The 12712-nt window shown below is 69.0% G+C and carries 11 protein-coding genes; 4 read left to right on the forward strand and 7 right to left on the reverse strand.

Translation table 11 applies throughout. The features are described from left to right. Positions 1-2: 2 nt before the first annotated feature. From tcuB to JCR33_RS02615, 3 genes are all read right to left on the reverse strand, one after another. Positions 3-1169, reverse strand: a complete 1167-nt coding sequence (gene tcuB / locus JCR33_RS02605; RefSeq protein ID WP_198880430.1) for a tricarballylate utilization 4Fe-4S protein TcuB — start codon at positions 1167-1169, stop codon at positions 3-5. Beyond that, complete coding sequence (gene tcuA, locus JCR33_RS02610) at positions 1156-2568, reverse strand: FAD-dependent tricarballylate dehydrogenase TcuA (RefSeq protein WP_198880431.1); 1413 nt, start codon at positions 2566-2568, stop codon at positions 1156-1158. The genes tcuB and tcuA overlap by 14 nt, the downstream gene beginning before the upstream one ends. Positions 2569-2661: 93 nt before the next feature. Next, positions 2662-3720, reverse strand: coding sequence for an isocitrate/isopropylmalate dehydrogenase family protein (locus JCR33_RS02615; RefSeq protein ID WP_198880432.1), 1059 nt, complete (start codon positions 3718-3720; stop codon positions 2662-2664). 159 nt (positions 3721-3879) lie between these two features. On the opposite strand from JCR33_RS02615, the gene JCR33_RS02620 reads away from it, so the two are divergent. Then, entirely contained in the window at positions 3880-5247 is a 1368-nt protein-coding gene (locus tag JCR33_RS02620) for an MmgE/PrpD family protein (protein ID WP_198880433.1), read from the forward strand. A gap of 74 nt (positions 5248-5321) precedes the next feature. Here the strand turns inward: JCR33_RS02620 and JCR33_RS02625 are convergent, their stop codons facing one another. The 3 genes from JCR33_RS02625 to JCR33_RS02635 all read right to left on the reverse strand — a co-directional run bounded on the left by JCR33_RS02625 (position 5322) and on the right by JCR33_RS02635 (position 8457). Then, positions 5322-6827 (reverse strand): tripartite tricarboxylate transporter permease, encoded by a 1506-nt coding sequence (locus tag JCR33_RS02625; protein WP_198880434.1) that lies wholly within the window; start codon positions 6825-6827, stop codon positions 5322-5324. 39 nt (positions 6828-6866) lie between these two features. After that, the gene (locus JCR33_RS02630) at positions 6867-7322 is read right to left on the reverse strand and encodes a tripartite tricarboxylate transporter TctB family protein (protein ID WP_198880435.1); all 456 of its coding nucleotides are present in this window, start codon (positions 7320-7322) and stop codon (positions 6867-6869) included. Between the two features lie 223 nt (positions 7323-7545). After that, positions 7546-8457 (reverse strand): alpha/beta fold hydrolase, encoded by a 912-nt coding sequence (locus JCR33_RS02635; RefSeq protein ID WP_198880436.1) that lies wholly within the window; start codon positions 8455-8457, stop codon positions 7546-7548. Positions 8458-8708: 251 nt separating this feature from the next. On the opposite strand from JCR33_RS02635, the gene JCR33_RS02640 reads away from it, so the two are divergent. The 3 genes from JCR33_RS02640 (at position 8709) to JCR33_RS02650 (ending at position 11720) form a co-directional block, all read left to right on the forward strand. After that, positions 8709-9680, forward strand: coding sequence for a Bug family tripartite tricarboxylate transporter substrate binding protein (locus JCR33_RS02640; RefSeq protein WP_198880437.1), 972 nt, complete (start codon positions 8709-8711; stop codon positions 9678-9680). A 64-nt stretch (positions 9681-9744) separates the two neighbouring features. Next, positions 9745-10536 carry an enoyl-CoA hydratase/isomerase family protein gene (locus JCR33_RS02645; protein ID WP_198880438.1) on the forward strand — a complete coding sequence of 264 codons (792 nt, stop codon included), beginning with the start codon at positions 9745-9747 and terminating at the stop codon, positions 10534-10536. After that, entirely contained in the window at positions 10533-11720 is a 1188-nt protein-coding gene (locus JCR33_RS02650; RefSeq protein WP_198880439.1) for a CaiB/BaiF CoA transferase family protein, read from the forward strand. Before JCR33_RS02645 ends, JCR33_RS02650 begins: the two co-directional genes overlap by 4 nt. 11 nt (positions 11721-11731) lie before the next feature. Here the strand turns inward: JCR33_RS02650 and JCR33_RS02655 are convergent, their stop codons facing one another. After that, entirely contained in the window at positions 11732-12697 is a 966-nt protein-coding gene (locus tag JCR33_RS02655; protein WP_198880440.1) for a DMT family transporter, read from the reverse strand. Between the last annotated feature and the right edge of the window lie 15 nt (positions 12698-12712).

Consider the following 12712-nt stretch of genomic DNA (forward strand, 5'->3'; position numbering starts at 1 on the left):
CTTCAGGCGGCGCGCCGCTCGGCGGCGGGCGCCGGTGCCGCGGCCGGCGCGCCGTGCGCCACGCGCTGCTCGTGTGCATGCCGCACCAGCGCGGCGAAGCGGTAGATGCCGTGCACGAACTTCGAGTAGGGCAGGCTGACGAAGAGGGCGAACACCACGCCGAGATGGAGCGCGAGGGTGATGCCCATGAGGGGCGTCGCGCGCAGGACGAGGAGGAGGAGCCCCGTCGCGCTCGTCGCCACCAGCATGATGATGAAGGCGGTGCCCATGTCGCGCGCGCTGCCGTCGGCGTTGGCGGAGGTGATGGCGGGATCGCGCTCGCGGCGCGTGGCGAGGAGGCCGAGCGGGCCGACGATGAGGCCGATGCCGCCGAGAACACCGAGGATCACCACCGGGTGCCAATAAGGGTAGGGGGCCTCGACCCCGGCATAGTGGTAGAGCGTGCCCGCCCCCGTCGCCGCGAAGCAGAGCAGGAAGCCGTAGAAGGTGAAGTGATGGTAGAGGCGGCGCCGGTCGCTCGGCCGCTCGCTCTCGTGCATGCAGCCCATGCCGCCGCCGTCGAGATAGCGCAGCGTCGCCGCGTCGTGCATCGCCCGGGCGACGGAGATCGCCGACAGCCCCTCGATGGGCCCGGCGGCGCGCCAGAAGGTGACGAGGCTCATCACGCTCGCGACGATCGCATAGAGGAAGGCGGCGCCGAAGAGGCCCACCATGCCGTAGTGGGGCATGATCTTGTAGAAGGCGCCTTCGCCGACGTGCACGCCGAACAGCACCTGCGGGTCCTTCCACGCCATGAAGCCGCCGATGAAGAGGGCGACGAAGAGCGCGGCCCCCACCGTCAGCCAGACGCCGTTGCGGGCGAACACGGGGGCGAGGGCGCGCGGCCAGGCGTAGCGGGCGTAGCTTTCCTCGCGCAGCTCGGCCATCGCCACCGGCACGTTGATGGCGATCTCGTGCGGCGGCGCGTACTGGCAGTCGTAGAAGCAGGCGCCGCAGTTGTGGCAGAGGTTGGAGAGATAATCGAGCTCGCCCGGGGTGAAGACGCGGCGCAGCTCCATCGCCGGAAACACCGCGCACAGCCCCTCGCAATAGCGACAGGCGTTGCAGAAATTCATCTGCCGGTCGACCTCGGCGAGGTTGGGCGAGGCGAAGGCGTCAGTTGCGGACATAGGTCGAGACTCCCTGGCCTGCGATGCGGCCGAACACCGAGCCGATGGTCATGCCGATGCCCGCGAGGTAGCCCTCGCCGAGGATGTTGCCGGCCATGATCTCGCCGGCGGCGAACATGTTGGGTGAGACGGCACCGTCGGCGAAGAGCATGTGCCCTTCGCGGTCGACGCGGATGCCGAGGTAGGTGAAGGTGATGCCCGGCCGGAGCGAGTAGGCGTAGAAGGGCGGGGTGTCGATCGGGCGCGCCCAGTGGGTCTTGGGCGGCGTCAGCCCTTCGGTGTGGCAGTCGTCGTGCACGGTGTGGTCGAAGTGGGAGCCGCGGCAGGCCGCGTTGAAGGTGGCGACGGTCTCGGCGACCTTCGTCGGATCGATGCCGATCTTCTGGCACAGCTCTTCGAGCGTGTCGGCCCGCTCCGGCGGGTAGACGGAGGGCATGAAGAGGTTGATCGACTTGGAATCGATCAGCACGTGCCCGACCTGGTCCGGCTGTGCCGCGACGAGGCGCCCCCAGATGGCGTAGCGCTTCGGCCAGAAGTCTTCGCCCTCGTCATAGAAGCGCTCGCCCTCGGCGTTGAGGACGATGCCGAAGGGCACGCAGTCGAGGCGGGTCACGATGCCGCCGTCGAACTTCGGCGCACGGCCGTCGATGGCGACGCAGTGGCACTGCTGCGGGTCGCCGATCTGGTCGAAGCCCTTGTCGATGAGGAGGCGCAGCACCGAGCCGGTGTTGTAGGGGGTGCCGCGGACGAGGAAGTTCTTGGCGGGCGGCCCCCAGGCGTCGGCGAGCCAGTCGAGATCCGCCTCGAAGCCGCCGGACGCCGCGACGAAGCCGCGCGCCTCCACCCGGTGCGTGCCGTCGCCGTCACGGATGGTGGCGCCGGTGAAGAAGCCGTCCTCCACGTCGATGTCGATGAGCTCGGTGTCGTAGCGGATGTCGATGCCGAGATCCTCGGCGGTGCGGTAGAGGGCGTTCAGCATCGAGCGCCCGCCGCCGAGGAAGAAGGCGTTGGTGCGCCCGAGCGACAAGGTGCCGCCGAGGGAGGGCTGGAAGCGCACGCCCTGGGCCCACAGGAAGTCCCACAGTTCCTTGGAGCGCTCCAGGGTGAGGGTGGCGAGCTCCTCGTTGGTGTTGCCCTTGGTGACGCGCTGCAGGTCGTCCCAGAACTCCTCGAAAGGATAGGGGCCGGTGAGGATGCCGTTCCCCTCGTCGTGGGCGACGCGCATGTTGCGGGTGTGGCGCGTGTTGCCGCCACGCCAGGCTTTCGGCGCCTTTTCCACCACGAGGACGCTGGCGCCGTTGCGGGCGGCGGTGATCGCGGCACACATCGCCGCGTTGCCGCCACCGGCGACCAGAACATCCACTTTAAGGGCCCCGGGCGGGGCAGTCGGGCGTTTCATGTCGGACACGTTCCGATCTTGTCGCTTCATAGGATACGAATGTATACATCGATGATCGACGCAAGGTCGAGCCCACTCGACAGCCTTAAGTCGTCAATCTTTGAGAGCGTTGGCGACGCGCTCGGCAAACACCATGGTTGTGGCCGTTCCGCCGAGATCGCGGGTGTGGGCCGCGGGGTCCGCGAGGGCGGCGTCGACGGCGCCTTCGATGGCTCCCGCCGCGTCCACCAGCGCGCTCGTGGCGTGCCGTTCTCCGAGCCAACGCAGAAGGAGGGCGGCCGATAGGATCAGCGCCGCGGGGTTGGCGATGCCCTCTCCCGCGATGTCGGGGGCCGAGCCGTGCACGGCCTGCGCCACGGCGTGGTCGCTGCCGGCGTTGAGGGCGGGGGCGAGGCCGAGCCCGCCGGCGAGCTCTCCCGCCTCGTCGGAGAGGATGTCGCCGAACATGTTGGTCGTCACCACCACGTCGAAGCGCGCGGCGTCGCGCACGAGGTGGGCGGCCATCGCGTCGACGATGACCTCTTCGAGCCGCACTTCGGGAAATTCGCTGGCGACGGCCCGGACCGCCTCGAGGAACAGCCCGTCGGACCGCTTTAGGACGTTCGCCTTGTGGACGGCGGTGACGAGGCCGCGCCGCCGTGCCGCCGCGCGGAACGCCTCGCGGGCGATTCGCGTCGACGCCTCCCGGGTGATCTTGCGCACGGCGAGCGCGACGTCCTCGGTGGCGAGGAATTCGGCCGAGCCGTCGAACATGTTGCGGTCGGCGTAGAAGCCCTCAGTGTTCTCGCGGTACATCACGAGATCGATCTCGGCCCGGCGCCGGGCGGCCGGAAGGCGGGCGACGGCGGGGCGGATGTTGGCGAAGAGGTCGAGGCTCTTGCGCACGATCGCGGATGGGTTCGGCTGACCCGCCGGGTAGGCGTAGGTGTCGACGGGCGCGAGAATCACCCCGTCCGCCGCCTTGATCGCCGCGGCGGTCTCGGCGGGGAAGGTGGAGCCGGTGGCGGCGAGCGCGGCGACGCCGACCGGGTGCTCGCTCAGCCGGAGGCCGAGGCCGAAGCGACGCTCCGCCGCAGCGACGACGTGCAGCGTAGCCGCGGTGATCTCCGGTCCGATGCCATCGCCAGAAAGCACCGCAAGACTGAGATCCATCGTCCGACTCCTCCGAAATATCGCCCTTTCACGTTGTCCGATTGACCGACCAACGTGTTCTGAGTTCAATTGCATACAGAGAAGGCGCCCACAAGCCGATCCCGACCGACGGTGTCGCGATCGCCGCGCCATCGGCCCAGAATCCATGAGGAAACACCCATGCTTCTCACCCAGATGTCCGAGTACGTCGCCAACGAGCGAACGCATGCGCTGTCCGACAAGACGATGCATCATGCCAAGCGTGCGGTGATCGACTGGTTCGCCGCGATGTATCCGGGCTCGATCCAGAACCCGACGCCGATGCTGCGGCGGGCGTTGAAGGACGAGCTCGGTCGCGGCCGCGCCGTGGTGTTCCCCGACGGCGAGATGGCGACGCCGCGCACCGCCGCCTTCATCAACGGGACGGCGTCGCACACCGCCGAGTTCGACGACATCCATCGCGATTCGGCCGTCCATCCCGGCTGTGCCACGGTGGCGGCGGCGCTGGTCTCCGCCCAGCACGCCGGCGTCGACGGCGACACCTTCCTGCGCGGCGTGATCGCGGGCTACGAGGTGTCGACCCGCATCGGTCTCGCCATGGGCCGCGAGCACTACGCGCTGTGGCACGCGACGGCGACCATCTCCACCTTCGGTGCCGCCGCCGCCTCCGCCCTCATCCTGGGTCTAACGGCGGAGCAGACGGCGCACGCCATCGCCACCTCCGCGACCATGGCGGCGGGGCTGCAGCAGGCGTTCCGCTCCGACGCGATGAGCAAGCCCATCCACGCTGGCCACGCGGCCGAAGCCGGCATCACCAGCGCCCTCGTCGCCCGCGAGGGGGTGACGGGCGCGCTCGACGTGCTCGACGGCCCCGTCGGCATGGGCGTCGCGATGAGCGGCAACGCGCACTGGGAGAAGGCCACCGCGGGGCTCGGCAGCGACTACATCATCGAGCGGATGACGTTCAAGAATCACGGCTGCTGCGGCCACACCTTCGCCGCCATCGACGGGGTGATGGTGCTGACGGCCAAGCACGGGCTGACCGCCGACAAGATCAAGAGCATCCACGTCGGCGGCTATAAGCCGACCTTCGACATCTGCAATCGGCCGGACCCGCAGACGCCCGTCGACCGCCGCTTCAGCGTCCAATACGTGGTGGCACACGGCGTCGTCTATGGCGGGGCGCGCCTCGCCGCCTTCACCCCGGAGCGGATGGCCGACCCGGTGCTGCGCTCGCTCGCCTCGCGGGTGACGGTGTCGCTCGATCCGGAGCTCGACGCCTTGTTCCCCGCCCAGCGCGCCGCCCGCGTCACCGTCGAGACGGTCGATGGGGAGACGTTCGAGTATCTCCAGCCGACGCGCAAGGGTGACCCGGACATGCCGCTCACCGACGAGGAGCTGTCGGAGAAGTATCGCGAGCTCGCCGGCTCGGTGCTCGGCGAGGAGCCGGCCGAGGTGCTGCTCGCCGCCCTCTGGGGGCTCGAGAAGCGCAAGAACATGGACCTGCCCGCCGCGGTGCGGGGCGAGGAGCGCCGCATCAGCGCCTGAGGCGGCCGCCGTCAAAAGAGAAGGCCCGGCGTGCGTGGCACGCCGGGCCTTTTTCGTGCGCGGGAGGTGCGCTCTCAGGCGGAGGCGCGCGCCGCTTTTCGCTTGTCGAAGAAGCCGCGGATCACGGGGAAGAGCAGCACCAGAACCGTCAGAGTCGCGATGATCAGCGAGATCGGGCGGGTGATGAAGACCGACCAGTCGTTCTGCGAGATCAGGATGGCGAGGCGCATGTTCTCCTCCGCCATCGGCCCCAGGATGAGGCCGAGCACGGCCGGGGCGAGGGGGAAGTCGAGCCGCTCCATGGCGTAGCCGAGCATGCCGAAGGCCAGCATCATGTAGAGGTCGAACATCGAGTTGTTGATCGAGTAGACGCCGACCGCCGTCAGCGCCGTGATGAGCGGCACCAGGAGCACGCGCGGCAGGCGCAGCACGTGGGCGAACACGCGCGTCCCGATCATTCCGCCGATGAAGATCAGGAGAAGCGAGGTCAGGAACATCTGGATCATGAAGCCGTAGACGACGTCCGGATGGTCGCGGAAGAGGCCGGGCCCCGGGCGCAGCCCGTGGATGAGGAGGCCGCCGAGGATCACCGCGGCGACCGAGCTTCCCGGAACGCCGAGGGTCAGCGCCGGCACCATCGCTGCCGAGTTGTCGGCGTTGTTGCCGCACTCGCCGGCGGCGACGCCCTCGGGCGAGCCCTCGCCGAACTCTTCCGGCGTGCGGGAGGCGCGCTTCGCCTCGTTGTAGCTGAGGAAGGCGGCGATGTTGCCGCCCGCGCCCGGCAGGAGGCCGACGAGGACGCCGATGAAGGACGAGCGCGCCCACGTCTTCCACAAGAGTCGCCAGTCGTCGAACATGCCGTGCTCGCTCTTCACCCGCAGCTTGGCGCGGCTGATGCCGGTCTTGACCGCTTCCTCGGCCATCGCGATCGCCGGCGGCACGGCATAGAGGCCGGTGAGGAGGACGACGATGTGGAAGCCGTCATAGAGCCCGGTCATGCCGAAGGTGAAGCGTTCGACGCCCGAGATCGTGTCGATGCCGACCGTGCCGACGAGGAGGCCGATACAGGCCGACAGGATGCCCTTGATGGGGTTCTTGCCGACGAACACGGCGATGGCGGAGAGGCCGAACACGCCGACCCAGAAATATTCCGCCGGACCGAACGCCAGCGTGACCCTTGCGAGCGGCGGGGCGAGGGTGATGAGCACGATGGCGCTCACCATGCCGCCGATGGCCGAGGAGACCACGGCGATCTGGAGCGCCCGTCCGGCCTGCCCCTTCTGGGCCATCGGATAGCCGTCGAAGGTGGTGACGATGGAGGCGGGGGTACCTGGAATGCGCAGCAGGACCGCCGGGATGGCGCCGCCGTACATGGCGCCGTTGTAGATGCCGGCCATCATGCCGAGACCCACCATGGGGTCGAGGCCGAAGGTGAGGGGGATGAGCACGGCGATGCCCATGGTGGCCGACAGGCCGGGCAGCGCGCCGATGGCGATCCCGAGTGCCGTGCCGCCGACCATCGCGAGGAGGTTCATCGGCGAGAAGACGTACGGCAGGGCGTGAAGCAGTTGGTCGATCACGACAGTCTCCGTGAGGAGCGGCCCGAGGGGCCGTCCCCGTCAGTAGATGAGGCCCTGCGGAAGCGGCCGATCGAAGATGAGGATGAAGATCACGTAGACGAGCGCGAGGAAGGCGATCGTCGTCAGCCCCAGCGTGCGGTAGTCGCGGAAGCCGAGGGCGAGCGACAGGAGCACGATCACGAGCAGCGTTGCGGTGAAGTAGCCGAGCTGGGAGATGGTGAAGAGGTAGAGCAGCATCGCCGCGACGGTGATCACGAAGTTCAGCGGATTGCGGAAGAAGGGCTGATGCAGCTTCGGATCGTCGGCGGCCTGCGGCGTGCGGCCGGCGATGGAGACGGTGCGCAGGAACATCATCACCGCGCCGATCGCCATCACCGCGGTGATCATGCGCGGGAAGATCATCGACTTGAAGGGGAGGGTGCCGGCGTAGAGGAACACGCCCGCGGCCACCGCGAATAGAATGACGGCGGCGATCCTGTCCTTGCCGTAGGTCATCGGATGGCCTCACGATGTGAGGCCGCGGCGACCGGATAGGCCTTGGCCGGGCTTGCCGGAAAGCAACTGTTGCGGCGCGGTGCCGCCATCGTCTGCGTCACGAGCGTTCGTCCTCCCTGTGAAAGCGCCGCACGTGCCGATCTTATCGTCGGCTCCAAGCCGTGCAGGCCTCGGACACTAGCTATGTATACTCTAGTCTACAAGGGGATCAGTCGCGGCATCCTCATGTGGAGGATCGCGACAATATCTCGAGGATGATCTCGGCCACGCGGTCGGCCGCTTCATACATCACCCAGTGGCCGGCCTCGGCGATGACGTACTGCTCGGCCTCCGGATGCACGCCCTTGAGGAGGGCCTCGCGCTCGGCATGCTGCGGGGCGACCACGTCGAGATCACCGTAGATCGCGGTCACCGGGGCGCTCACCTTGGGCAGCGTGGAGATGAGGGCCTCGGTGCGCGAGACCGGACGGCTCGGGGTGCGGGCGCGCGGCACGTTGAGGGTCTGCATCTTGACGGCGAGCGCGTCGATGTTCGCCGGATCGGCGAGCATCATCGCCGCGAGATTGGCCCGGTGGACCTCGGCGAGCTCGTCGGCGCTGGTGACGTCGCGCACGCGGCGCAGCGGCGGGCGCTCCATCACCGGCAACCCCCACCCCGGTGCGCCGAGCAGGAAGAGGCGCTCGCAGCGCTCGCCGAGGGCGGCGGCGAGGTAGGTCGAGATCACGCCGCCGAAGGAGAAGCCGGCGACCGCGACGGGCGCGTCGGTGCCGGTGATGATGTCGACGCCGGCCTTGACGGGGGCCGCGACGGCCGCGGCCGCCTCGCCGCCGCGCGTCGGGGTGCCGTCGGGAAGGGCGGCGGATTCGCCGAAGCCCGGGAGATCGGCGACGAGCAGCCTCCGGTGCCGCGCGAGCGTTGGAATCGGCAGGATCCAATGCAGCCACGAGCCGTGCCCGCCATGGAGGAGCACGAGGGGCGGCCCGTCGCCGAACACGCGCCAGACCATGCTCCCGTCGCCGCACGGGGTCTCCACCCGCTCCGATGCCGCCTCGACCACGGCGAGAACTTCGCTCGGATCGTGCGAGTCCCGCTGCTTCAGGATGGTTTCGGCGACGCTCAGCGGGTCAGTCAGCATCAAGGGGTCCTCGTGGTGGTGTGCGGCGGTCCGCGGGTCGTGAACGTACACCCGGTCCGGCTAGCGCGTCGGAGGGTGCAACGGAAGCTATGAGCCGACAATAGCGGCGCGCGAATGTATGCTGTTGTATTTGAGAGCGCCTCAAGGCTACTCTCCCGCCAAGCGGTCGCGAGGCCGTTGGCCAGATGGCCGGCCTGACGGCCGGCGCAAAGACGCGACACCACAACCGCGCTCATAGGGAGAGAGGCTCAATGAGATTCAAGTTCAAGACATCCGTCGCCGTCCTCGCGGCGTCCTTCGCTCTCGCGGCGGGCCCGGCGCTCGCCGAGTATCCGGAACGGGGCATCACGATGATCGTCGGCTACTCCGCCGGCGGCGGGACCGACGTGATGGCGCGCACCCTCGCGCCGTTCCTGGAGAAATATCTCGGCGGCAACGTCTCGGTGACGGTGGAGAACAAGCCCGGCGCCGGCGGCGAGCTGGGCTTCACCGCGATCGCCGAAGCCAAGCCCGACGGCTACACCATCGGGATGCTCAACATCCCGTCCTTCATCAACCCGATGATCCAGCGCGATCCCGACTACGACATCGACAGCTTCGCCCCCATCGGCAACATCGTGTCGGATGCGACGTCGCTCGTGGTGCGTACCGATTCGGAGTTCGAGACGCTCGAAGACTTCATCACCTACATCAAGGAGCATCCGGGCGCGGTGCCGGTCGGCAACTCCTCGCTCGGCGGCGCGACGCACACGAGCTTCCTGCGCTTCCTGAACCCCAATGATCTCGAAGTGACGCACGTGCCCTTCCCGGGCGCCGCGCCGAGCCGCACGGCGCTGCTCGGCGGCCACGTCGCCGCGAGCGTGATGGGCATCGGCGAGGCGGCGCCGCTCGCCGCCGAAGGGCAGCTGCGCATCCTCGCCACCATGCGCAAGGATCGCTGGTCCGAGGCGCCGGACGTGCCGACCTTCACCGAGCTCGGCTATCCGATCGTCGCCGGTTCCGACCGCGGCCTCGCCGCCCCGGCCGGCATCCCGGACGAGGCGCGCGACAAGCTCGCGGAAGCCGTGGCGAAGATCATGGACGATCCGGAGTTCCAGGAGGCGGCCCGCAAGCAGTCTCTGCCGCTGAACTATCTCGCCCCCGACGACTACGCCGCGCACATGAACGACACCTACACCCAAATGAAGGCGATCTGGGACAAGAACCCCTGGATCGAGCACTGATCGGTGTCTACCCGACCGGCGCGGATCGACCGCGCCGGTCACCCTTGTCCACGCGAGGCCATCCATGAACGACCGCCCTGACGCCGTGCTCCTCGACATCGCGGAGGGCGTCGCGACCGTGACGCTCAATCGCCCGGAGCGGCGCAACGCCATCGATGACGCCACCCGCCTCACGCTGATCGACACCTTGGAGCACATCAACGCCGACGAGAGCGTGCGCGCGGTGGTGCTGACCGGAGCGGGCAGCGCCTTTTGCGCCGGCGGCGACATCAAGGGCATGAAGGAGCGCATGGAGGCGCCCGTCGGCCGCGTCGGCTTCAACGGGTGGAAGCGGCAGAAGTCCACCCACCGCCTCATCATGACGGTTCACACCCTCGACAAGCCCACTATCGCCGCCGTCAACGGCGCGTCGTCGGGCCTCGGCTCCGATCTCGCCTTCGCCTGCGACTTCGTCATGGTGTCGGAGGCGGCGACCTTCGCCATGGCCTACCGCAAGCGCGGCCTCATTCCGGACGGGGGCGGCCTCTATTTCCTGCCGCGCCGGGTCGGCCTGCCGCGGGCCAAGGAGCTGATCTATTCCGCCCGCACCGTCGGGGCCGACGAGGCGCTGGCGATCGGCCTCGCCGACCGGCGCGCCGACGGGGACGTCGTCACCGCGGCCCGCGCCTGGGCCGGCGAGCTCGCCGAGGGCTCGATGATTGCCCTCGCGCTCGCCAAATCCATTCTCAACCGCGGGCCGGACCTGCCGGTGGAGCAGGTGCTGGCGCTGAGCTCGGAGGCGCAGGCGGTGTGCTACGCCACCGACGACCATCGCGACTCGGTGCGCGCCTTCCTCGACAAGAGCGCCCGCCGATGACCGCCTCGCCCGCCTTCGAGGGGCTGACGGTGGTCGAGCTCGCCCAGGGCGTCGCCGCTCCCTATTGCGGCATGATGCTCGCCCAGAACGGCGCCGACGTGATCAAGATCGAGCCCATCGGCTACGGCGACTGGAGCCGCGGCCTCGGCCGGCGCGAGGGTGATTTTTCCGCCGAATCGATCGTTCTCAACCGCGGCAAGCGCAGCCTGGCGCTCAACCTCAAGTCCGAGGAGGGCCAGCGCGCCGCGCTCGCTATCCTGGAGCGGGCCGACGTCGTCATCGAGAATTATAGGCCGGGTGTCACCACGCGGCTCGGCCTCGACTACGAGAGGGTGAAGGCGGTCAATCCGAGCGTCGTCTATGCCACCGTGACGGGCTTCGGCGAGAGCGGGCCGAACCGCGATCTCCCCGCCACCGACACGGTGATGCAGGGCTATACCGGCTTCATGTCGATCAACCGCGACGCGGCCGGCGTGCCGCGGCGGCTCAACATGCTCGCGATCGACGTGTCGACCGGCCTCTATCTGGCGCAAGCCGTCGCCACCGCCCTCTACCGTCGCGCGGTGAAGGGGGAGGGGGTGCACATCCGTACCAGCCTCCTCGAGTGCGCGATGGCCTTCCAGGAGTCGCGTATCGTCGCCGAGGTGTTCGACGGCGCGGCGGTGAAGCCGGTGGGCGCGCCCGTCGGCACCTTCCGCACCGCCGACGGTTATCTGAGCCTCAACGCACGCCGCGACAACCACTTCCGCGCCCTCACCGACATGCTCGGCCATCCCGAATGGCGGGAGGACGCGCGCTTTGCCTCCGAGCAGCAGCGCATCGTCAACGCGGCGGCGCTCAACGCGTTGGTCAAGCCCTTCATCGCCGCCGAGCCCACCCGTTATTGGCAGGAGAAGCTCGCCGACGCCGACATTCTCCACGCCAAGGTGCATGACTATCGCGAGCTGATGGAGGACCCGCAGGTCTGCCACATGGAGGCGATCGGCTGGGCGGAGATTCCGGGGATCGGCAAGCTGCCGGCGACGCGGCTGCCGGGTCTGCCGCGACCCTCGGAGCGGGCCGCGGCGGCCGCGACGCCGCCGCGCGTCGGCGAGGGAGGGCGCGCCGCTCTCGCCGATCTCGGCTTCACCCCCGAGAGGGTTGCAGCGCTCGAAGCGTGCGGCGCGGTCCGCTTCTGCGACTGAGCGGGATGTCGTCAGCTCTTCGTCGGCGTCGGCGGGCTGTGGCCCGGATCCTCGATCGGGGCGACCGGCGGCCGCCGGCGCAGCCGCAGGATCGCCACCGTGGAGCCGAAGATGATGAGCGAGCCGAGGAAGGTCCACACGTCCGGCAGCTCGGCGAACAGCAGGAAGCCGATGAACGCCGCGGCGGGAACGCGGACGAAGTCGATGGGCGTCACCACCGTCATGTCGCCGTGCTTGACGGCGAGGGAGGACATCAGCTGGCCCGCCGAGCCGGTGATCGCGATGGCGATGAGCCAGCCGAGCTGGATGAGGGTGGGCGTCTGCCAGGTGAGATAGGCCGGCAGCGCCAGCACGATGGTGCCGGTGAGGGCGAAATAGAGCAGGATGCGCTGCACCGGCTCGGTGGTGGTGAGGCGCTTGATGCAGACGAGGGCGAGGCTGGAGGAGGCCGCCGCCAGCACCGCGATGATCATCCCCGGGTGGATGCCGGATTGCGGCTGGGCGATGACGAGGACGCCGCCGAAGCCGGAGAAGGTGGCGATGCCGCCGATCCAGCCCACCACCTCGCCGAAGGCGAGGTAGGAGGTGAGCATCGACCACAGCGGCCGCGTGAAGGAGAGGGCGGTCGCGTCGGCGAGCGGCAGCACGGTGACGGCGTAGAAGCTGCCGGCCATCATGCCGAGGCCGAACACGGCGCGCATCAGATGGCCGAGGGGGCGGCGCGTCGCGAGCGCCCGCAGGCCGCCGCGCCAGATCAGCATCGGCCCGACCATCAGGCTGATCATCAGAACGCGCAGGAAGAGGATGACCGCGATGGGCAGCTCCTGGCCGAGGTGTTTGACCACCGCGGCCTGCAAGGTGAGCACGATGGCGCTCGCGAACATCCACAGCGCGCCCACCACGTTGGGGCCGAGCCGTTCGGCAAGGCCGCCTGTCGACGTCGCGGTCGCGCCCGCCGATTGGGGAATGGCAACCAAAGGGGACTCCCATGG

Source organism: Acuticoccus mangrovi (genome assembly GCF_016411865.1).
Lineage (GTDB): Bacteria > Pseudomonadota > Alphaproteobacteria > Rhizobiales > Amorphaceae > Acuticoccus > Acuticoccus mangrovi.